The organism is Luteimonas terrae (assembly GCF_031457535.1).
Lineage (GTDB): Bacteria > Pseudomonadota > Gammaproteobacteria > Xanthomonadales > Xanthomonadaceae > Luteimonas > Luteimonas terrae_A.
The window spans coordinates 39,214-60,785 of record NZ_JAVDWO010000015.1 but is presented as its reverse complement, the minus strand read 5'-3'; the positions used below and the strand labels follow the sequence as shown (position 1 = coordinate 60,785).

16 protein-coding genes and 2 pseudogenes are annotated in these 21,572 nt (G+C 66.5%); 9 read left to right on the top strand and 9 right to left on the bottom strand.

Annotated features, from left to right (window positions below; all coding sequences use genetic code 11):
* Window positions 1-53: 53 nt before the first annotated feature.
* Window positions 54-1,598, bottom strand: a complete 1,545-nt coding sequence (murJ, locus tag J2W68_RS15680; RefSeq protein ID WP_310237808.1) for a murein biosynthesis integral membrane protein MurJ — start codon at window positions 1,596-1,598, stop codon at window positions 54-56.
* Window positions 1,599-1,776: 178 nt separating this feature from the next.
* Between murJ and rpsT the strand changes: the two genes are divergently transcribed.
* On the top strand, window positions 1,777-2,049 hold the full coding sequence (rpsT, locus tag J2W68_RS15675) for a 30S ribosomal protein S20 (RefSeq protein ID WP_310237671.1): 273 nt from the start codon (window positions 1,777-1,779) through the stop codon (window positions 2,047-2,049).
* Window positions 2,050-2,627: 578 nt separating this feature from the next.
* Here the strand turns inward: rpsT and cgtA are convergent.
* From cgtA to rplU, 3 genes are all read right to left on the bottom strand, one after another.
* Entirely contained in the window at window positions 2,628-3,668 is a 1,041-nt protein-coding gene (cgtA, locus tag J2W68_RS15670) for an Obg family GTPase CgtA (protein WP_310237669.1), read from the bottom strand.
* 211 nt (window positions 3,669-3,879) lie between these two features.
* Entirely contained in the window at window positions 3,880-4,140 is a 261-nt protein-coding gene (gene rpmA / locus J2W68_RS15665) for a 50S ribosomal protein L27 (protein WP_310237667.1), read from the bottom strand.
* A 12-nt stretch (window positions 4,141-4,152) separates the two neighbouring features.
* Complete coding sequence (gene rplU, locus J2W68_RS15660; protein ID WP_232136109.1) at window positions 4,153-4,473, bottom strand: 50S ribosomal protein L21; 321 nt, start codon at window positions 4,471-4,473, stop codon at window positions 4,153-4,155.
* A 354-nt stretch (window positions 4,474-4,827) separates the two neighbouring features.
* Here rplU and uvrA point away from each other — a divergent pair.
* The 3 genes and pseudogenes from uvrA to J2W68_RS15645 all read left to right on the top strand — a co-directional run.
* Window positions 4,828-7,687: pseudogene (uvrA, locus tag J2W68_RS15655) on the top strand (excinuclease ABC subunit UvrA); the annotation flags it as partial.
* 214 nt (window positions 7,688-7,901) lie between these two features.
* Window positions 7,902-8,312 (top strand): acyl-CoA thioesterase, encoded by a 411-nt coding sequence (locus J2W68_RS15650; protein WP_232149947.1) that lies wholly within the window; start codon window positions 7,902-7,904, stop codon window positions 8,310-8,312.
* Between the two features lie 120 nt (window positions 8,313-8,432).
* Window positions 8,433-9,191 carry an enoyl-CoA hydratase/isomerase family protein gene (locus tag J2W68_RS15645; RefSeq protein WP_310237660.1) on the top strand — a complete coding sequence of 253 codons (759 nt, stop codon included), beginning with the start codon at window positions 8,433-8,435 and terminating at the stop codon, window positions 9,189-9,191.
* Between the two features lie 175 nt (window positions 9,192-9,366).
* On the opposite strand, the gene J2W68_RS15640 is transcribed toward J2W68_RS15645, so the two are convergent.
* The 3 genes and pseudogenes from J2W68_RS15640 to J2W68_RS15630 form a co-directional block, all read right to left on the bottom strand.
* Window positions 9,367-10,236: a sulfurtransferase gene (locus J2W68_RS15640; protein ID WP_310237658.1), complete on the bottom strand. Its 870-nt coding sequence runs from the start codon at window positions 10,234-10,236 to the stop codon at window positions 9,367-9,369.
* A pseudogene (locus J2W68_RS15635) lies at window positions 10,233-11,053 on the bottom strand (NUDIX hydrolase). The gene J2W68_RS15640 and the pseudogene J2W68_RS15635 overlap by 4 nt, the downstream one beginning before the upstream one ends.
* Window positions 11,054-11,196: 143 nt before the next feature.
* Window positions 11,197-11,889, bottom strand: coding sequence for an FKBP-type peptidyl-prolyl cis-trans isomerase N-terminal domain-containing protein (locus tag J2W68_RS15630; RefSeq protein ID WP_310237656.1), 693 nt, complete (start codon window positions 11,887-11,889; stop codon window positions 11,197-11,199).
* A 181-nt stretch (window positions 11,890-12,070) separates the two neighbouring features.
* On the opposite strand from J2W68_RS15630, the gene J2W68_RS15625 reads away from it, so the two are divergent.
* From J2W68_RS15625 to nth, 3 genes are read left to right on the top strand one after another with little or no spacing between them, the layout of a single operon-like run.
* Window positions 12,071-12,853 (top strand): enoyl-CoA hydratase-related protein, encoded by a 783-nt coding sequence (locus J2W68_RS15625; RefSeq protein ID WP_310237653.1) that lies wholly within the window; start codon window positions 12,071-12,073, stop codon window positions 12,851-12,853.
* A 14-nt stretch (window positions 12,854-12,867) separates the two neighbouring features.
* Window positions 12,868-13,260, top strand: coding sequence for a hypothetical protein (locus J2W68_RS15620; protein ID WP_310237650.1), 393 nt, complete (start codon window positions 12,868-12,870; stop codon window positions 13,258-13,260).
* Entirely contained in the window at window positions 13,257-13,949 is a 693-nt protein-coding gene (nth, locus tag J2W68_RS15615) for an endonuclease III (protein ID WP_310237649.1), read from the top strand. The genes J2W68_RS15620 and nth overlap by 4 nt, the downstream gene beginning before the upstream one ends.
* 312 nt (window positions 13,950-14,261) lie before the next feature.
* Here the strand turns inward: nth and J2W68_RS15610 are convergent, their stop codons facing one another.
* Both J2W68_RS15610 and J2W68_RS15605 read right to left on the bottom strand, forming a co-directional pair.
* Window positions 14,262-15,854, bottom strand: coding sequence for a M28 family metallopeptidase (locus J2W68_RS15610; RefSeq protein WP_430539755.1), 1,593 nt, complete (start codon window positions 15,852-15,854; stop codon window positions 14,262-14,264).
* A 250-nt stretch (window positions 15,855-16,104) separates the two neighbouring features.
* The gene (locus J2W68_RS15605) at window positions 16,105-16,956 is read right to left on the bottom strand and encodes a 2OG-Fe(II) oxygenase (RefSeq protein ID WP_430539752.1); all 852 of its coding nucleotides are present in this window, start codon (window positions 16,954-16,956) and stop codon (window positions 16,105-16,107) included.
* A 256-nt stretch (window positions 16,957-17,212) separates the two neighbouring features.
* Here J2W68_RS15605 and J2W68_RS15600 point away from each other — a divergent pair, with 256 nt between their 5' ends.
* Both J2W68_RS15600 and J2W68_RS15595 read left to right on the top strand, forming a co-directional pair.
* Window positions 17,213-18,682: a hypothetical protein gene (locus J2W68_RS15600; protein ID WP_310237647.1), complete on the top strand. Its 1,470-nt coding sequence runs from the start codon at window positions 17,213-17,215 to the stop codon at window positions 18,680-18,682.
* 183 nt (window positions 18,683-18,865) lie between these two features.
* Window positions 18,866-21,475, top strand: coding sequence for a TonB-dependent receptor domain-containing protein (locus tag J2W68_RS15595; RefSeq protein ID WP_310237645.1), 2,610 nt, complete (start codon window positions 18,866-18,868; stop codon window positions 21,473-21,475).
* Window positions 21,476-21,572 lie beyond the last annotated feature (97 nt).

Here is a 21,572-nt window from a genome sequence, read left to right as displayed (position 1 = left end):
AGTATAGCCGCCACCCGGTCTGGCCCGGGCCCGGCGCCGCGCGCCGGCTTCGCTCAGTACCTCAGGTGCCGTGGCCGCAGGCCCAGCGCGATCATCGCCATTGCATAGGTCACTCCGCCCGCACCGATCACCAGCACCAGCCAGCCGATGCGATGCAGCGCACCCTGGATGTCGGTCCACGCACCGATCCAGAACCGCAGACCCAGCACCACGATCGCCATCGCCGCGCAGGCGCAGGCCAGGCGCAATCCGTAGGTCGCCCATCCGGGCTCGGGACTGAAGATCCCGCGCTGGCGGAGATACCGCCACAGCAGCGCCGCATTGACCACACCCGCCAGCGCCGTGGCCAGGGCGATACCGCCGTGCGCGCCGGGGATGTCGTAGAGCCACAACGGCGTGGTCAACGCGATGGTCAGCAGCACATTCGCCACGACCGTCCAGATCGCGGCGCGCATCGGGCTCTTGGTGTCCTGTCGCGCGTAGAACGCAGGTGCCAACACCTTGCTGAGCATGAAGGCCGGCACGCCGAGGCTCATCGCGGTGAGGCTGATCGCTGCCATGCGCGTGTCATCGGCGCCGAATGCGCCGTAGTTGTAGACCGTGGCGGTGATCGGCTCGGCCAGCAGCAGCAGACCCAGGCCCGCGGGCACGCCGGCCAGCAACGCCATGCGCAGCCCCCAGTCCAGCGACTGGTTGTAGCCCGTCGCGTCCTCGGCCGCATGTCGCCGCGACAGATGCGGCAGGATCACCGTGCCCAGCGCCACGCCGAACAGGCCCAGCGGAAACTCGATCAGGCGGTCGGAGTAGTACAGCCAGTCCACGCTGCCCGCAGCCAGCAGCGATGCGAACGCGGTGCCGACGAGCAGATTGACCTGGGCAACCGAGGACGAAAACAGCGTCGGCAGCATCAGCCGGCCCACCTTGCGCACCTCCGGATGCGCGAACCCAGGCCGGAAACGCGGGCGCAATCCCAGGCGACCGAGCGCCGGCCACAGCAGCGCGAGCTGCAGGAACCCGGCAATCAGCACACCCCAGGCCAGACCCTGCGGCGGCAATTCGAAGCGCGGCGCCAGCCACAGCATCGCCGCGATCATCGTCAGGTTGTGGAGAACCGGAGTAAAGGCGGGAAGCGCGAACCTGCCGTGGCTGTTGAGGATCGAGGCCGACAGCGACATCAACGAGATGAAGAACAGGTACGGGAACGTGATGCGCAGCATCTGCGCGGTCTGCCCCAGCAGTTCCGGCTGGTCCGCCCAGCCCGGCGCAAACAGACGTGCGATCACCGGCGCCAGCAGCATGCCCAGCGCGCAGACCACCAGCACGACCGCACACAGCGCACCGGTCATGTGATCGATGAAGGATTTCAGTGCGGCGCGATCCCCGCGTTCCTTGATCTCGTTGAGCACTGGTACGAAGGCCATCGCCATCGAGCCTTCGGCGAACACGCGCCGCAGGAAATTCGGGATGCGATAGGCGACAATGAACGCACTCATCGCACCGCCCGTGCCGAACAACGTGGCCTGCAGCATGTCCCGGGCGAAGCCGGCAATCCTCGACAGCAGGGTCATCGCGCTGAACACCGCGCTCGAACGCAGCAGCCCGCCGCGCTTCTTCGGGGCCGGGCTGGCGGCCGCCGGATCGGGGGCCGTCACCAGAAAGCGCCGTTCAGGCCGGGTCGGTTGACGCAAGTATCTGAAACACCCATAATTTCCTGCTCAAATTTCCATTGATCCGGCGACGCCGGATTTTCACACGTCCAGCTTCCAGGAATCCATCGTGGCAAACATCAAGTCCGCCAAGAAGCGCGCCAAGCAGACCGTTGTGCGCAATGCGCGCAACTCCGCACAGCGCTCGCAGCTCCGCTCTGCTGTCAAGAAAGTCCTCAAGGCGCTCGAGGCCAACGACGCCACCGGCGCGCAGGAGGCATTCAATGTCGCCCAGCCGATCCTCGACCGTTTCAGCTCGCGCGGTCTGATTCACCGCAACAAGGCAGCCCGTCACAAGAGCCGCCTGACCGCACGCATCAAGGCAATCAAGGCTGCTGCCTGATTCCTGACCGGCCGCTTCGGCGGTCGATGCGAGAAAAACCCGGCCTTCGGCCGGGTTTTTTGTTGGCCGGGTGCCTGGGCGATCCAGCGTTGCTTGGAACGCGGGAGCCGTCTCGCGTGTTGCGGGCCGGTGTGCGCTGTGTCGCCCAAAAGCAATCCAAGGAAAGCCGCTAGGCCCCGGCGTGCGCCAGGGGCGACGGGATCTATGTCGTGCGCGAACTATTGGTGCGCGGCTTCTCTGCGCCGATCGCTCGGATACGCTTGCGATCCCCCACCGCTTGCACGCGCCCTCGCCTGCCGCGTCAGCGGATATGTGCGATACGTGTTGCCGCATTGCAGAGTGCGCATCTGTCGCGCACAGAACGCTGGACCAGGCATTGCCCCGGATGTGCGAGCACCACTGAAGCCTGTCGATCGCGAGCAGCCGAATTGCCGGGCATCAAAAACGCCGGAAAATCGAACATGCTCTCGCGGGCGTTATCTGAGTGCGGGCGTCTGCGATGCACGCCGGCGCCCCACCAGGCCGATGCGGCAGTCGACCGTGTCCAAGGGGCAGCGGATATCCGCCGCCCACTCGCATCAGACGGCGTCCGCCGCCTCGCGCTCTTCGCGATCCATGTCGTCGAGGGTGGACTGCACCTTCAGCATCACCTCACGGGTGCCGTCATGGGCGAGGCCCGAGATCAGGAACCATGGCGCGGTCCAGCCAAGGGTGTCGATGATGCGGGCAGCCTCGTCTTCGGCCTCTTCCGGCATCAGCGTGTCGGCCTTGTTGATCAGCAGCCAGCGCGGCTTGTCGAGCAGGGCGGCATCGAACTTCTCAAGCTCGCGCTCGATCGCGCGGACCTGGTCCACGGCATCGGTGCCATCGAGCGGGGCGATCTCCACGAGGTGCAACAGCAGGCGCGTACGCTGGATGTGGCGCAGGAACAGCGCGCCCAGCCCGGCGCCGTCGGCCGCGCCTTCGATCAGGCCCGGAATGTCGGCGATCACGAAGCTGCGCGCCGGCTCGACGCTGACGACGCCGAGATTCGGATACAGCGTGGTGAACGGATAGTCGGCGACCTTCGGCGTCGCCGCCGACACCGCGCGGATCAGCGTGCTCTTGCCGGCATTCGGGAAGCCCAGCAGACCGATGTCGGCCAACAGCTTGAGCTCCAGGCGCAGCGTGCGTTCTTCGCCGGGCTCGCCCATCGTCGACTGCCTCGGCGAGCGGTTGGTCGAGCTCTTGAAATGCATGTTGCCCAGACCGCCCTGACCGCCGCGCGCGACCAGCAGGCGCTGACCGTGCTCGGTCAGATCACCGATCACCTCGTCGGTCATGACGTTGTGCACCACCGTGCCCACCGGCACCACGATGATCTTGTCTTCGCCGCCCTTGCCGTACATCTGCCGGCCCATGCCGTTCTCACCACGCTCGGCGCGGAACATGGTCTGGTGACGGAAGTCGACCAGCGTATTGAGGTTCTCGTCGGTGACGATCAGCACGCTGCCGCCGTTACCGCCGTCGCCGCCGTCCGGGCCGCCGAGCGGAATGAACTTCTCACGCCGGAATCCGACGCAGCCATTGCCGCCATTACCGGCGGTGACAGTGATTTCGACTTCGTCGACTAATTTCATGGGATTCGGGATTCGGGATTGGGGATTGGGGATTAGGAAAAGCCGGGGCGACGACAGCTCAGCCCTCTCGATGGATTGGCCGGAACACGCGGGTCGCACTTGCAAATCCCGAATCCCGAATCACCAATCCCGTCGTTCTGGCGTGCAACACCCGCCAGAACGAAAAACCCCGCCGAAGCGGGGCTTTCCGGTGTCACGCGTCGCGTGAGGCTCAGGACTCGGCGAGCACGCTGACGGTGCGGCGGTTCTTCGGACCCTTGGTCGCGAAGTTGACCTTGCCGTCGACCAGCGCGAACAGCGTGTGGTCGCGGCCCAGGCCCACGCCGGCGCCCGGGTGGAACTGGGTGCCGCGCTGACGCACGATGATGTTGCCGGCTTCGATGGCCTGGCCACCGTAGATCTTGACGCCGAGATACTTCGGGTTGGAGTCGCGGCCGTTGCGCGAAGAACCTACGCCCTTTTTATGTGCCATGCCTGCTGCTCCTTACTTGCTGCCACCGGCAATGCCGGTGATCTCGATTTCGGTGTAGTACTGACGGTGTCCCTGCTGCTTCATGGAGTGCTTGCGGCGACGGAACTTGATGATGCGGATCTTGTCGGCGCGGCCGTGCGACTTGATCGTCGCGGCAACCGTCGCGCCCTTCAGCGCGTCGCCCAGCTTCACGCCATCACCGTCACCGAGCAACAGGATGTTGTCGAACTTGATTTCACTACCCACGTCGCCTTCGAGCTTCTCGACGCGAAGGGTTTCACCTGCCATCACGCGGTACTGCTTACCGCCCGTGACGAGGACTGCATAACTCATGACCAGACTTCCTTTGTAGTTATTGTGGTCTCACTCTGCCGCCATCGAGGGCGGACAGGGGCGGGATTTTAATGGGATCAGTGACTTGCGGTCAAGTCGACCCGGGATTGCCGCGCGGATGCCCGCCTCGGCGGTCCGAAAGACAACCGGCGCCCGGCCTGCTTCGGCGCCGGCGATGAACGGGCGCCATTCGCAGATCCTGAGACGGCGCAGCGGCAGACTGGTCCATCCGGAGTTTGCCCCCATCTGTCGGGCTCGCTAGTCTGATCGATTGTTCCCGTTCCGCGCACCGCAGGTGCCGCGGTGCGGGTCCCGGACCGCCCTCCCCCAGTCCCACAACCGGATTCCAAGCCGATGGCGATGGATACCATCCGCATTCGCGGTGCCCGTACCCACAACCTCAAGAACATCGACCTCGACCTGCCACGCGACCAGCTGATCGTCATCACCGGTCTGTCGGGCTCTGGCAAGTCGTCGCTCGCGTTCGACACGATCTATGCCGAAGGCCAGCGCCGTTACGTCGAGTCGCTGTCGTCCTACGCGCGCCAGTTCCTCAGCGTGATGGAAAAGCCGGACATCGACCACATCGAAGGTCTGTCGCCGGCGATTTCGATCGAGCAGAAGTCGACCTCGCACAACCCGCGCTCGACGGTCGGCACGATCACCGAGATCTACGACTACCTGCGCCTGCTCTATGCACGCGTGGGCAGCCCCCGCTGTCCGGATCACGGCTACCCGCTGGAGGCGCAGACGGTCAGCCAGATGGTCGACCACGTGCTGACGCTCGATCCCGAGCAGCGCTGGATGCTGCTCGCGCCGGTCGTGCGCGAACGCAAGGGCGAGCATGCCCAGGTGTTCGAGCAACTGCGCGCACAGGGCTACGTGCGCGTGCGCGTCGACGGCGCGCTTTACGAGATCGACGGCCTGCCGACGCTCGCGCTGCGGCAGAAGCACACGATCGAGGCCGTGATCGACCGCTTCAAGGTCCGCGAGGACATGAAGCAGCGCCTGGCCGAGTCGTTCGAGACCGCGCTCAAGCTTGGCGAAGGCATGGTGTCGGTGCAGGCGATCGATGATGCGTCGATCGCGCCGCATCTGTTCTCGTCCAAGTACAGCTGCCCGGTCTGCGATTACGCGCTGCCCGAGCTCGAGCCGCGCCTGTTCTCGTTCAACTCGCCAATCGGCGCCTGCCAGACCTGCGACGGCCTGGGGGTCAGCGAGTTCTTCGATCCCGACCGCGTGGTCGTGCATCCGGAGCTGTCGCTCGCGGCCGGCGCCGTGCGCGGCTGGGACCGCCGCAATGCCTACTACTTCCAGCTGCTGCAGTCGCTGGCCAAGCACTACGGCTTCGACGTCGACACGCCGTGGCAGGAACTGCCGCAGGCCTCGCGCGATGCAGTGCTGTTCGGCAGCGGCACCGAGACGATCAACTTCACCTACATCACCGATTCGGGCGCGCGCACCCAGCGCAAGCATCGCTTCGAAGGCATCGTGCCAAACCTCGAGCGCCGCTATCGCGAGACCGAGTCATCGGCGGTGCGCGAGGAACTGGGCAAGTACATCAGCGAGCGTCCGTGCCCCGATTGCGGCGGCGCGCGCCTCAACCGTTCGGCGCGCAATGTGTTCGTCGCCGACCGGCCGATGCAATCGCTGGTCGTGCTGCCGATCGATGAAGCGCTGACGTTCTTCAACACGATGGAACTGCCGGGCTGGCGCGGCGAGATCGCGACCAAGATCGTCAAGGAGATCGGCGAGCGCCTGAGCTTCCTGGTCGACGTGGGGCTCGACTACCTCACGCTGGAACGCAAGGCCGATACGCTGTCGGGCGGCGAGGCGCAGCGCATCCGCCTGGCGTCGCAGATCGGCGCCGGCCTCGTCGGCGTGATGTATGTGCTCGACGAGCCGTCGATCGGCTTGCACCAGCGCGACAACGAGCGTCTGCTCGGCACGCTGACGCGACTGCGCGATCTGGGCAATACGGTGATCGTCGTCGAGCACGACGAGGATGCGATCCGCCTGGCTGATCACATCGTCGACATCGGTCCGGGCGCGGGCGTGCATGGCGGTGAAGTCGTCGCGCAGGGCTCCTATGAAGATGTACTCAAGGCGCCGCGCTCGCTGACCGGCCAGTACCTCAGCGGCCGCAAGCGCATCGAGATTCCGGCCAAGCGCCACAAGCCGAATCCGAAGATGCAGCTCAGGCTGCTCGGCGCCTCCGGCCACAACCTCAAGAACGTCGATCTGACGATCCACTCCGGTCTGTTCACGGCGATCACCGGTGTGTCGGGGTCCGGCAAGTCGACGCTGATCAACGACACCCTGCATTCGCTGGCGGCGAACGAGATCAACGGCGCCTCGCACAAGGCGGCGCCGTATCGCGAGATCGAAGGGCTGGATCTGTTCGACAAGGTCGTCGACATCGACCAGTCGCCGATCGGCCGCACGCCGCGCTCGAATCCGGCGACCTACACCGGCCTGTTCACGCCGCTGCGCGAGTTGTTCGCGCAGGTGCCGGAAGCACGTTCGCGCGGTTATGCGGCCGGGCGTTTCAGCTTCAACGTGCGTGGCGGGCGCTGCGAGGCCTGCCAGGGCGATGGCCTGCTGAAGGTGGAGATGCACTTCCTGCCCGATGTCTATGTGCCCTGCGACGTCTGCCACGGCAAGCGCTACAACCGCGAGACGCTGGAGATCCTCTACAAGGGCCATAGCATCCACGACGTGCTGGACATGACGGTCGAGGACGCGCTGGGCCTATTCGAGAACCTGCCGCCGATCGCGCGCAAGCTCGAAACGCTGGTCGATGTGGGCCTGTCCTACGTCAAGCTCGGCCAGAGCGCGACCACGCTGTCGGGTGGCGAGGCGCAGCGCGTAAAGCTGTCGAAGGAACTCTCGCGTCGCGATACCGGGCGCACGCTCTACATCCTCGACGAACCGACGACCGGCCTGCACTTCCACGACATCGAACATCTGCTCGCCGTGCTGCACAAGCTGCGCGACGACGGCAACACAGTGGTCGTGATCGAGCACAACCTCGACGTGATCAAGACCGCGGACTGGGTGATCGATCTCGGCCCGGAAGGCGGACATCGCGGTGGCCAGATCATTGCCGAGGGCACGCCCGAGCAGGTCGCGGCGATGCCGCAGTCGCACACCGGACATTTCCTCGCACGCCTGCTCGGCGCCAAGTTGCCGGAGCCGGCGGCGCCGAAGCCGGAACGCAAGATGGCCCGCAAGTCGACCACGCATCTGCCCAAGCCGTTGCCGCGCAAGGGCGCGTCCACGAAGGCCGCCGAGGCCGAAGCGAAGGTGCGCGCCGAGCTGATGAAGGCCGGTTCGAAACAGGCTGATCCGGAAGCGCCCGAAGCCATGCAGGCGAGCACGAAGAAGGCCGCCTCGAAGCAGGCGACGAAGAAGAAGGGAGTCAAGGCATGAGCGAGTCGAAAGTGCTGATCCGGATGCCGATCGAGCTGCGCTGGCGTGATCTCGATGCGTTCAACCACGTCAACAATTCCAACTTCATGACCTACCTCGAAGAGGCGCGCATCCGCTGGTTCGACACGGTCGGCGAGCCCTGGGTCACCGACGAGACTGCGCCGCTGCTCGCCGCGGTGCAGATGAACTACAAGGTGCCGATTCCGTATCCGTCGAAGATCGTCGTCGAACTGCTGGCCGATCGCCTCGGCAATTCCAGCGTGACGATCGGCCATCGCATCGTCTCCGACGACGGCGCCACGCTGCACGCCGACGGGCATGTGGTGATGGTGTGGATCGACCGCGCGACCGGACGGCCGGTTGCGCTGCCCGAATCGGTACGCGCGAAGGCGCTCGCGGCCGGCTGATTCACCGCTGCGCCTGCAGCGTGCAGCGTGCAGGCGCAGCGTTTCAGCACTGGGTCGCGCTGCGGCCCGGACATCCCGCTGCCGCTACCATGCGGATTCCTTTCGCATGGACCCGACGCGATGACCGCATTGATCGAGACCCAGGATCACGGCCCGATCCGCGAGCTCAAGCTCGCCCGCCCGCCGGCGAACGCACTCGACCCGGCGCTGTGCCTGGCGCTGCGCGATGCGATCGACACGGCGGCTGCAGATGGCGTCGGCGGCGTCGTGCTCGCCGGTGGCCCGAAGGTGTTTTCCGGCGGCCTGGACGTGCCGCATCTGCTCGCGCTGCCCGACACCGCGTCATTGCGCGATGCCTGGGAGGCGTTCTTCGCCGGCGCGCGTGCACTCGCCGGCGCCCCCATGCCCGTCGTCGCCGCCATCGCCGGCCACGCGCCCGCTGGCGGTTGCGTGCTGGCGCTGTGCTGCGACTACCGCGTCATGGCCTCGGGTGCGTACCGCATCGGCCTCAATGAAACCCAGGTGGGTCTGGTGGCGCCGGATGGGATCCAGCGACTGATGCGCCGCACGATCGGTACGCGCCAGGCGGAGCGCCTGCTGGTCGGCGGCGTGCTGGTCGATGCCGACGAAGCACTGCGTCTGGGGCTGGTCGACGAGCTGGCCGGTATCGACGAAGTGCCGCTGCGCGCACGTCTCTGGCTCGAATCCCTGCTCGCCCTGCCCCGCGCCCCGATGCTGGAAACACGCGCGATCGCGCGTGCGGATCTGGTGGAGGCGTTGTCGGCGCAGAACATCGAACTGGACCGCTTCGTCGATGCGTGGAATGCGCCGGATACGCAGGCGGGATTGCGGGCGCTGGTGGCGCGGCTGGGGCGTTGAGATTCGGGCACCAGCCAGTTTCAAGACGAGCGGATTCCGACCGTCATAAGAGCAGGGTCGCTGGACCCCGGCGTTCGCCGGGGCGACGCAAGAAAATTCCCGTCATCCCGGCGAACGCCGGGATCCAGCGCCTTGCAGCAACGTCCAGTGCACCACTTGGGACACAATCCGCCCGCTAGGCTTCACCGACCGCAACCTCACGCCCAAGATCATCCACCCATCCGCTCCACGACGGGGCATACAACTTCGCGCCATCGCGGCGGGCATGCGCCATCGCCAGCAGGTGATGGCACGCGGTGACGCCCGAGCCGCACATCACCGCCACATCGGTCGGCGCATGGGCACCCAGCAGCGCATCGAACTCCGATGCGAGCCTGTCGGCCGATTTGAAGTGGCCGCCGTCGAGGTTGTCGGCATACGGCCGGTTACGCGCGCCAGGCACATGGCCGGCACGGGGATCCAGCGGTTCGACCTCACCGCGGAAACGTGCACCCGCGCGGGCATCGATCAGCAGACCACCGGCATCGAGATGGCGCTGCACGGCCTCGGCGTCGCGCAGCAGGCGCGTCGCATCGAAGTCGCCTGCAATCAGGGGTGCAGCTGCGACCTGCGACACCGTCGTCTCGACCGGCAGCTCCAACGCGCGCCACGCCGTCCAGCCGCCGTCGAGTACCGCGACGTTCTGGTGACCGAAACTGCGCAGCAGCCACCACAGGCGCGCAGCGAATGCGCCGTCGCTGTCGTCGTAGGCAACGACCTGCATGTCCGGTTCGATGCCCAGACGCGACAGCGTCGCGGCGAACGCATTGGCAGCCGGCCATGGATGACGGCCGAGGCCCGGCGCTCTGGGACCGGACAGATCACGCTCGAGATGGGCGTACACCGCGCCCGGAATATGGCGCTCGCGCCATGCCGATTCGCCATCGCCATCCGACGCGCCAGCCACTGCCAGCCTGAAGCGGCAATCGACGATGCGTAGATGGGGCGCACCGAGCGATGCAGCGAGCGTCGACGCATCCACCAGCGTGGTCCAATGCGAACTCATGCGCGCTCCAGACGATGACGCAGGTTGAGCAGGATCGACGCGGTCGCGCCCCAGATGCGATGGGTGGGCGCAGCGGCGAGAGTTTCGTACTCGAGCACATGCCGCACGCGGCCGCGAAACTCGATGTCGACGTGACGCAGGCTGGCCGGCGCCATCAGGAACGCCAGCGGCGCCTCGAACACCTCGGCCACCTCGCCGGGTTCGGGCACCGCCTCGAAATCGGGATCAAGCAGCGCGACGACCGGCGTGACGCGATACCCGGTGATCGTCGCGAGTGGATCGAGATAGCCCAGCGGCCGCACCTGCGACGCAGCCAGGCCGATCTCCTCACAGGCTTCACGCAGCGCCGCTTGCAGCGGCCCGCCATCGCCGGGTTCTTCACGACCGCCCGGAAAGCTGACCTGTCCGGCGTGATGCCGCAGCGTGTCGGTGCGGCGGGTCAGCACGGCCTGCAGACCCTCGGCGCGGCGCACTAGGCCGACCAGCACCGCGGCCTCGCGCAACGCGACCGCGCCGTCCAGCAGGCCATCGAGCTCCTCGAAATTCCAGCCGCGCGCAGGCGGCGGCGCATCCAGCGGATGCAGTGCACGCGACAGGCTGTCGGTATCGAAACCGGTGTCGAACACGACGCTCATCCTCGCGCGGCCTCGCGCGCAGGCAGTTCGACATCCATCAGCCACTGGCGCTGCGCCTCGCTCATCTGCAGCCAGCCGCCGATCTCCGCCAGGCTGCGCAGGCAGCCGTGGCAGGTGCCGTGTTCGTCGAGAGTGCAGACGCCGGTACAGGGCGTGAGCACGGCGCGTGGGCGTTCGTCCATGCGCTGATTCTACCGGCGCACCGTCGCAGGCGCCGCGCATGCGATCAGAAGCGTGCGCTTCGCGTCGACGCGAGCGGATATCACATACGACGACGCCGACGTGCATGCACGTCGGCGTCGGGTAGCGCGTGTCACAGTGCGGATCAGCGGCTGCTGAGCAGCTTCACCATCACGCCCACCGGCTGGCGGGCGATTTCCTGCGTGCCTTCACCGGTGACGAACTTGCCCGGCGGGAACACCACCTCGTACACCGCATTGAGCGGCATCAGCGGCAGCACTTCACGCAGACCGGCGATCGGGGCTTCCGAGACGCGGAACGGGGGGCTCTTGTCTTCCTGGCTCAGACCGATGCCGGCCGGCACGATCAACGCCTGGTAGGCGATTTCGACCGTGCTGGCAGCGGTCGGCCTGGCACCTTCGCCAGCTTCGACGACGCGGTACATCACGCCGCTCGGCAGCGAGACCACGCCTTCGCGTGCCTTGTACTCGTTGATGAACGTGGTGGCCTGACCCTCGTTCTGGGTCAGTGCCGCGCGACGCTCAGCGACGATCTTTTCCTGCATGCGCTGCTGGAAGCCGTTGTAGGCGGTGCCCATCTGCTCGGGCGTGTAGGTCGGGTCCTTGCGACCGTGACCGTCCTGCAGACCCTTGATGATCGTGTTGACGTCGACCGACTCGCCGGTTTCCGCCAGGCGGTTGCCGAGGTCGAAACCCAACGCGTAGCTGAGCGTGGTGCGATCGTTCGCGTTAGCCGCGGGGGCTGCCGCCTGCTGCGCAAACGCCGCGCCGCTGAACGTGATGGCCGCGACTGCGGCCGCAATAAAACGCAACTTCATTCCGTGTATCTCCGCTAGGTCAGATTTCGATATCGCCTGTCGCGCGAAGGGGCGGTCGAACCGCCCCCTATGGACGCGCTAGGATAGCGGTCGAAGGGCTTAACCGCCACTGACGACCCCCAACTAGACCGCGGCCGCCCCGACAAGTTCCACGGGCGGCGCTTTTGCGCCTGGAGTCTCCATGTCCGAATCCCCGCTGTTGATCGAAGACCAGGGCGCCGTACGCGTCATTACGGTAAACCGGCCCGACAAGCTGAACGCTTTGAACTCGGCGACGCTCGATGCGCTGCACTGCGCGTTCGACGACGCCGCCTCTGCCGATACCGTGCGCGTGGTGGTACTGACCGGCGCCGGCCCCAAGGCGTTCGTCGCCGGCGCGGACATCGCCGAGATGGCCGATCTGCGCCCTGTCGAAGGCCGCGATTTCGCACTGCGCGGCCAGGCGATGATGCGCCGGGTCGAAACCCTGTCCAAGCCGGTGATCGCGATGGTCAACGGCTTCGCGCTGGGCGGCGGACTGGAACTGGCGATGTGCTGCCATCTGCGGATCGCCGCCGACACTGCCAAGGTCGGCCAGCCAGAGGTGAATCTCGGCCTGATTCCAGGTTTCGGCGGCACCCAGCGCCTGCTGCGTCTGGCGGGCCGCGCGGCCACGCTGGAGCTGTGCCTGACCGGCGCGTCGATCAACGCCGACCGTGCGCTGGCGCTGGGCATCGTCAACCGCATCGCGCCGGCCGCCGAACTGCAGGCGCAAACGATGGCACTGGCCGAGCAGCTCGCGAACGCCGCCCCGCTCGCCCTGCGCGGCGTGCTCGACTGCATCAACACAGGCGGCGAAAGCGCGATCGGCGAAGGGCTCGCGTTCGAGGCCGCGCAGTTCGGCCTGATGTTCGCCACCGAGGACATGCGCGAAGGCACGCGCGCGTTTCTCGAACGCCGCAAGCCCGAGTTCAAGAACCGCTGAGTCGCACGCACGCCATGCCGCACCGCCCGCCCGACGCCAGCGCCCCCTCCCTCGATTCACTCGAACAGCTCGTCGCGCTGTTGCGCAACGACGATGTCGATGCCGCGATCGATGCCGGTCTGATGGCCGCCTGGCCGGACATGTGCGCCGACGTGCTGGATGCAGATGCGCGTGCCTTGCTGCTCGATGCGCGTGCACGCCTGCGCACGGCGTGGGACGCACGCGCGCGCTTCGAGGCGCGCAATGCCCGGCTCGCCCGCCTCGCCGAGGAACGCGAGATCGCGCGTCGCATCCCGGCGCCAGCATCTGCCGCGGCCGATGCGGCGCCGGCGCGGCCTGCCCTGCCGACGAACGCTGCGGCGATTCTCGCCCGCGCCAAGGCACGCGCGGCAGGCGGCACGTCATGAGCGCTGCAGCCAGCGCCGCAGCGCCGAAACGGCGCGGCCCGACGATGACGCGCGCGGAGATCCACGAATTTCTCGCCCGCCTGCGCGAGATTGATCCGGAGCCGACGACCGAACTCGAATACACCACGCCGTTCGAATTGCTGATCGCGGTGATCCTGTCGGCGCAGGCGACGGACGTCGGCGTCAACAAGGCGACGCGCCGGCTGTTCCCGGTCGCGAATACGCCCCATGCGATCCTCGATCTCGGCGAGGAGGCGCTCAAGCGCCACATCTCGACAATCGGCCTGTTCAACGCGAAGGCGAAGAACGTCATCGCCGCCTGCCGCATCCTCGTCGAGCAGCACGGCGGTGTGGTGCCGAACGACCGCGCCGCGCTCGAAGCGTTGCCGGGCGTCGGCCGCAAGACCGCGAACGTCGTGCTGAACACCGTATTCGGCGAACCCGCGATCGCGGTCGACACGCATATCTTCCGCGTGTCGAACCGCACCGGGCTCGCGCCGGGCAAGGACGTGCGCGCGGTCGAGGACCGGCTGATGCGCGTGGTGCCCGGGGAATTCCTGCTCGGCGCGCACCACTGGCTGATCCTGCATGGGCGCTACACCTGCAAGGCGCGGAAGCCCTTGTGCCCGGAATGCGTGGTGCGGGATCTGTGCCGGTTCAAGGACAAGACGCCGGGGATTGTGGATTAGGCATCTGCTTCAGTCGGTGCTGACGCAAAAGAACTCAGCAGCCAGAACGCCCACAGAGCTCTCTCAAACCGTCATTCCCGCGCAGGCGGGGCTTTCAACAGCCGAAGGCTGGTCATCCAGCGTCGTTGAGCTCGATCGTCCAGTCGCCAAATCCGCCAGGTGCACTTCGACGCGTGTGGCGAAACTCGTTTCGTGCACGGACGACTTGGAGACGAAAGCCCCTAGATTCCCGCCTGCGCGGGAATGACGGATTCGAGAATTGTTGCGACCGATAGAGGAAGCGCGACGGCACCGCCGCCGCGCTTCGTTAGGTCACTCGTCCCGTTCCGTAAACGGCTTGCGCGGCAGGCGCTCGTCGCGCATCGCAGCGTGGTACGCGAACGAGGCGATGATCGCCGCGGCCTGCTTCAGGTCGTCCGGCACCACGTGGTCATAGGTGTCGAGATGCGTGTGATGCACGTGGCTGAAGTAGTCGGCCGGGTCCTGCACGAACTGGAAGCCCGGCAGGCCGACGCGGTCGAACGAAATGTGGTCCGTGCTGCCGGTGTTGCGCGTGGTCACGACCGTCGCGCCGAGATCGGCAAACGGTTCCAGCCAGGCACGGAACACCGGCACCGCCGCATGGTTTTCCTGCGCGTAGATGCCGCGGATGCGGCCGGTGCCGTTGTCGAAATTGAAGTAGGTCGAAAACCGGTCGTAGCCGGCGCGGCGCTGCAGCGGACCGGTGCCGCGCTGGAATGCGCGCGGCAGTGCGATCTGCTCGGGATCGGTCGGCGCCGGCCAGTCGGCCAGGTACTTCGCGACGTAGCCGGCCGAGCCGTGCAAGCCCTGCTCTTCGCCGCCCCACAACGCGATGCGGATCGTGCGCTTCGGGCGCGCGTCGATCGCCTTGAGGATGCGCATGGCTTCCATCATCACGACCACGCCCGCGCCGTTGTCGGCCGCGCCGGTGCCGGTGTGCCAGGAATCGAGATGCGCGCCGATGATCACCGTCTCGTTCGCTTTCGAGGTGCCGCGCAGTTCGGCGAACGTGTTGGTCGCCGGCAGGTCGGCATCGCTGGTGAAACGTGCCTGCACGTCCACACGCAGACGCGGCGCTTGCTCGTTATCGACCGCGCGCACCAGCTGGTTGTAGTGCTCGGCGGCCACGACCAGATCCGGCACGCCTTCGGGATCGCCGGCCTTGCGGCCACCGCCGCCCATCACGCGGACGATGCCGTTGTCCCAGGAACTGATCGACAGCGTCGCCAGCACGCCTTCCTCGGCGAAGAAGGTGTTGAGCGCGCGGACCAGTTCCTGGCGCTTGCGGTACTCGTCGAGGCGCTTGTTCTGCGCTTCGGGATCACGATCCTCCGGCACCGGAAAGGTCTGCAGTTCGCCGAGGTCTTCTTCGGTGTGGCGGCGGAAATCCGGCTTGTCGGCCGGCTTGTAGGCGCGGGCCTCGTCGAGCAGCACAATCTTGCCGGCGAGCTTGCCGCGCTGCTTCTCAATGTCCTCGACGGTCTTGAATGTCGCGCGCACCAGTTCGCCTTCGACCGGGCCATCGGTGCCCGGCGTCCACGCCTTGGGCAGCGCATGGATCGGCAGTTCGCGCGGGGTCAGCAGTTCGACGCGCGAGGCGCGGAATTCCCAGCCGCGGCCAAAGGCCTCGTCGTAGACCTCGTCCTGCACATTCGTCAGGCCGTAACCGGTCAGCTTGCCGCGCGCCCATTCGCTGGAACGCACATAGGCCGGCGAATTGGTCAGGCGCGGACCGATGGTCTCGGTCAGTTCCTTGAGGTTCGCCGCAACCTGCGAGCGGTTGAACGCCTCGTGGCGGATCTGGGCGACGACGTCGAGATCGACCGGCTCGACGGCCTGCGCGAAAGCCAGGCACGGCAGCAGGGCGGACAGAAGCAGAGCCACCGGACGCAGGCGGCGGGTGGTATGTAATGCGGTCACTCGGAATCCCCGGACTGGCGTGTCGCGCCCCGATGGCGACACGGCCCGGCATCCTACCCGATGCGGCTCCAGTGTCGGCGCCGGAGCCAGGCGCGGGTGCAGGCCTGCAGCGACACTGCTCGCTTGGCCTCAGGCCGCGGCAAGGTTGAGTGAGCGTCAGATGCGTGCAGCCTGCGGCGAGACGTCGGTGCATCGGGCACGCCCGGGCGTAATCTCAGTCGTGGCGCCCCTCGCGAAGCCACTTGGTGGCGATCCATTTCTCGCCTTCGATCACCGGCGCCCCCGCATGCAGCGTGCGGGTCATCGGATGGGCGCGGTCGTAGCTGAAGAACACCGCGTTGCCCTTGACCGCGGCCACCTCGAAGTGGACGTCGGGAAACGTGGTCGCCCCGCCCCGCTTCGGGGTGTTGAGATACATCACCACCGACGCCACCCGCTGGCCGCCGCGCGCAAGATGAACCTGGCTGCCCGGCTCGGCCGGATCGAAATAGTCGTGATGGGGCCGGTACTCGGCGCCGGGGCCGTAGTTGAGGATCTGCAGGCCCTCCCCGTGATCGAGTGGCCAGTCGAGCAGACGCGCGATGCGGGCTTCGATGCGCGCGCACAGCGCGTTCTGTCCACGGGTGAAGCAGGTGCCGCGACTGGTGCGGTCGGCATGCACCTGGTCGCCACCCGATTCGGGATCGACGGTGGTGGAACGGCGCAACCGCGCGCGGGCGAGTTCGATCAGCGCATCGCACTCGTCGTCGGCGAGCAGGCCGCCAAGCACCAGCACACGCGGCAGCATCAGGCTCGCCAGGACCTGCACCTGGCGGTCGCCGGCATCGAGCAGCGTGGCGCCGTTGGGCTCGGCCGGAACCGGCACACGGACCGGGCGCGGCAGTCCGGTCTGCTGTGCATTGCGCTCGATGAAATCTGACACCGCAGCTTGCACCGCATCGATCGCCGCCTGTTCGTCCCAACCCTCGGCACGCAAAGGCTTGAGCACGCTGTCAGGGTCGGCCCCTGCCATCGCCTGCTCGACCACCCACTGTTCCCGCTCGGCACTCAGCTGTCTTGCTGTCACGTCGGAAGCTCCCTGGGCAATGTGACCCGCGCAATCGCGACCGCCGGGGTGACCGTCGCATTTCCAACATATCCCTGACACATGACAGGCCGAATCTGTCGTCAGTCACGGCAGGCATGCGGCGCGCGACTGCGGGCGTCATCCCGGCATCGGTAACCGGCCTGTCACCAAACCTGACTAGAACGTTCAGCGTCAGATCCACCACCCGCCACGCGCCGTCCACGCACGCACACCATTCGACCGGAGATTCTTCACGATGTCTGCCCGCAACAACTCCAAAACTCTGCTGATGGCATTCGGCGCCGTCCTCGCCCTTTCCGGCTGCGGCAATGGCGCCGACGAAGTCGCCTCCCCGGGTGTACCGGCCAACCCGCCGGTCGCCGCGCCGCCGCCGAGCACCACGCCGCCGCCGACCACCACTCCGCCGCCGACCGCTGGCCCCGCCGCCAACTGCCCGGATGGCACCGTCAACCAGGGCACAGTTGTCAACGACACGTTGCGCGCCTGCCGCCTGCCCAGCAGCATCCTGGGGGACCTGACCCTGCGCAACGTTGCGGGCGTGGCCTACCAGATCCAGGGCCAGGTCAGCGTGGGTCAGGACCAGCTGGGTGATGCGGCAGTCAACGATGCCTCCAGGCGCGGCCGGCTGTACATCGAGCCTGGCGTGACCCTGTTCGGCCGCAACGGACCGGACGTGCTGCTGGTCCAGCGCGGCTCGCAGATCTATGCCCTGGGCACCCGCGATGCGCCGATTGTCTTCACCTCGTTGGCCGATCTCGAAGGCCGCGGCGCCAAGTTCGACTGGGCGGGCATCGTGCTGATGGGCCGCGCGCCGATCAATGCCTGTATCGGCAACGCCACCCCCGGTACGGCGGCCTGCCAGGGCGCGGTGGAAGGCGTCAGCAATGCATTCGGCGGCGGCAATGCGCCGAACGACAGCAGCGGCGAGATGACCTACGTGCAGGTGCGCTACTCCGGCAATGTCATCGGTGACGGCAACGAGCTGCAGTCGCTGACCCTGGTCGGCGTCGGCAACGAGACCAAGATCAGCTACTTCCAGTCGCACTACAGCGGCGACGACGGCATCGAGATCTTCGGCGGCACGGTCAACATGAGCCACGTCGTCATCACCGAGGCCGACGACGATTCGCTCGACACCGACTGGGGCTGGAGCGGTGGCGTGCAGTTCGGCCTGGTCGTGCGCAAGACCCCGTCGGTCAAGGGTGTCGCTGACTCCGGCTCGATCTTCGAGTGGTCCGCCCTCGACCGCCAGCCGACCTCGACGCCGAAGGTGTCCAACTTCACCGTGTACACCACCGACCCGACGCTGGATTCGCTGGTCAAGGTCAACCAGGGCACCAACGCCTCGATCTGGAACAGCGTGTTCGTGACCGCCCCGGCCGGCCCGAACCAGAAGCAGGCCGACGTGTGCTTCGACATCTCAGGCACCAACAGCCGGATCGAGCTGCTGTCGAACTACTTCACCTGCGACAAGCGCGACCGCAACGCCGCCACCACCGTCTACGTCGATGCCGCCGACAAGACCGGCACCGTGTTCGGCGCCTCGACGCTCGGCAGCACCGACTACATCACCGGAGCGAACGAACGTGCCGTGACGCCGGTGCCCGTGCGGGCCAAGCACCCGGCCTTCCAGGACGTCGACTACATCGGTGCCGCGCGTGACGCCAGCGACGCCTGGTGGACCGGTTGGACCGTCGGCCTCTGACCGGCCCGATCGACCATCCGTGATCGAAAAAGATGCGGCGGCCCAAAGCCGCCGCATCTTGTTTGCGCGCCCCATCAAGCCTGCCCGACGCAGCCAAGGCCTACACATATGACGCTTTCCCACACCCGAATTTCTCCGCCGCGCACCCATCCGTCGGGGCGCGTCCGCATTGCACGTACCGGCATGTGGCTCGCGATCGGCGCTGCACTTGCAATGCCCGCGTTCGCGCAGGACGCCCCCGACGGCGTCTCGGCCGCCGATACCGACCCACAGCAGCGTACGGCCGAGCTGGACGCTGTGACCGTCCGCGGCGAATACATTCCCGAACCGATGGCCAATACCGCCGCCGTCTCGAGCTTCGTGACCCGTGAGGACTTCGAACGCACCGGCGACAGCGATGCCGCCGCGGCGCTGGTCCGGGTCAGCGGCCTGAGCGTCGTTGGCGACAAATACGTCTACGTGCGCGGACTTGGCGAACGTTATTCCAGCGCGCTGTTCAACGGCTCGCCGCTGCCTTCGCCCGAGCCGCTGCAGCGTGTAGTGCCGCTGGACCTGTTCCCGGCCGAGGCGCTGGCCGGCGTGACCGTGCAGAAAACGTATTCCGTCAAGTATCCAGGCGAGTTCGGCGGCGGCGTCATCGACCTGCAAGGCCTGACCGTTCCCGATGCGCCGTTTCTCAAGTTCAACGTCGGCGTGGGCGGCAACTCGGTCACCACCCGGTCACCGGGCCTGACCTACTACGGCAGCAACCGGGACTGGACGGGCTACGATACCGGCCGTCGCGACCTGCCCGACGAGATCATCCACAGCGGCCAGCCGATCACTAGCGCGAACTACAGCCGCGAGTGGTTGGCCGCCTACGGCAGCGCGCTGAACAATCCCAACCTGTTCCTGCTGCAGGAAAAGCGCCGGATCGACCCCGACACCAAGATCGGCGTGAGCGCAGGCACCGCATTCGACATCGCCGACGACCTCCGGCTCGGGGTGATCGGCGTGGTCAGCTTCGACAACGAATGGCGCACCCGCACCGGCAAGCAGCAGGATGGCATCTTCACCACCGATGGCGCGGACATCTACAACGACTACGACTTCGCCACCACCCGCATGAACGCGCGGGTCAACGGCCTGTTCGGCCTGGGCCTGGAAAGCGAAAACCACTCGGTGTCCTGGAACACGCTCTACGTCCACGACACGATCAAGGAAGCCAAGTCCCGCGACGGCTACAACTTCAACGTCGGCGTCGACATCCGCGAAGACGGCACGCTCTGGCTGGAGCGCCAGCTCATCAACAACCAGTTGGCGGGCAAGAGCAGCTTCGGCGAATACGGCGATCTCAAACTCGGCTGGCGCCTGGCCTATTCGAAGGCCCGGCGCACGACGCCGTACGAGACCAGCGTGCGCTATGCACTGGTCGACGGCACCTGGATCCACGGCAGCGGCAACAACGCGCTGCGCTTCGGCGCGGTCGATGACGAAGTGGCCAGTGGCGGTATCGACCTCGACTGGCGCCTGCCGACCGAGCGCGAGCTGACATTGAGCGCGGGCCTTGCGTATTCGGACAACGACCGCGCCGCGGTGCAGCGCACGTTCCGGTTCGATGCGCTCGGCGGCGGACTGCCGGTCTACAACCAGTACCAGCGCATCGACTACCTGTTCTCGGACTACAACTTCCAGAACGGCATCCTGACCCTCAACGAGATCACCCCCAACAACAACGGCGAATCGGCCTACGACGGCACGCTCACCAACAAGGCGGCCTACGTGCAGCTGGAAGGCGAGATCGCCCCGGCGTGGCGCGCGACCGTCGGTCTGCGCTACGAAGATGCCACCCAGGCCGTGCACCCGCTGGACATCTTCAGCGGCGCGCGTGTCGGCGGCATCTTCGCAGCGCCGCCGCTGGAGAACGACTACGTACTGCCGGCGGCGACGGTCACATGGAACCTCGCCGAGAACCAGCAGCTGCGTTTCGGCGCGAGCAAGACCATCGCCCGGCCGCAGTTCCGCGAACTGGCGCCGCAGCAGTATTCCGATCCGGACAACGATCGCCTGTTCTTTGGCAACCCGTTCCTCGTCGACAGCGAACTGCTGAATCTCGACGCGCGCTACGAATGGTTCTTCGACGCCGGCGAGTATTTCACTGCAGGCGTGTTCTACAAGCAGATCGACAACCCGGTGGAAGCGGTCATCGGCGATTTCGGCGGCAACCAGCTGTTCCAGGGCTTCTTGAACGCCCCGGAAGCCACGCTCTACGGCGTCGAGATCGAGTTCAAGAAGTACTTCGCCCCCGACCTCCGCTGGCTGGGCGATGGCCGTGTGTATCTCGCCACGAACTACACCTGGTCGTCGTCGGAGGTGAATGCCGAGGAAGGCGACACGGTGATCCCGCCGGGATTCAACGGCGTTCCGCAGGCCGCCCGCAGCTTCGTCGCCGACGGCAGCAGGATGCAGGGCCAGAGCGAGCACATCGCCAACGTGCAGTTCGGTGTCGAGCACGAAGGGGCGGACCTGCAGGCGACGCTGATCGCGAACTATGTGAGCGAGCGGATCAGTGTCCGCGGGCGTGCCGGCCAGCCCGACTACATGGAAGACCCGGGCGCCACGCTGGACTTCGTGCTGCGCAAGGGGCTCGACCTGGGTGGTTGGGGCGGCTTCAAGCCCGCACTGAGCTTCAGCGCACGCAACATCCTCAACAAGTCCCATGAGGAATACCAGGAACGCGACGGGGGCCGCATCGACCTGTACACCTACAAGCCCGGTATCAGCTGGGATGTGAGTCTGAGTCTCGCCTTCTGATCGACTCCACAGTCATAAAACTGAAAAGCCCGGCTTCAAATGCCGGGCTTTTCCTTTGCAGGCTGGGCGATCGCAGAAACATGAATGTCATATATCT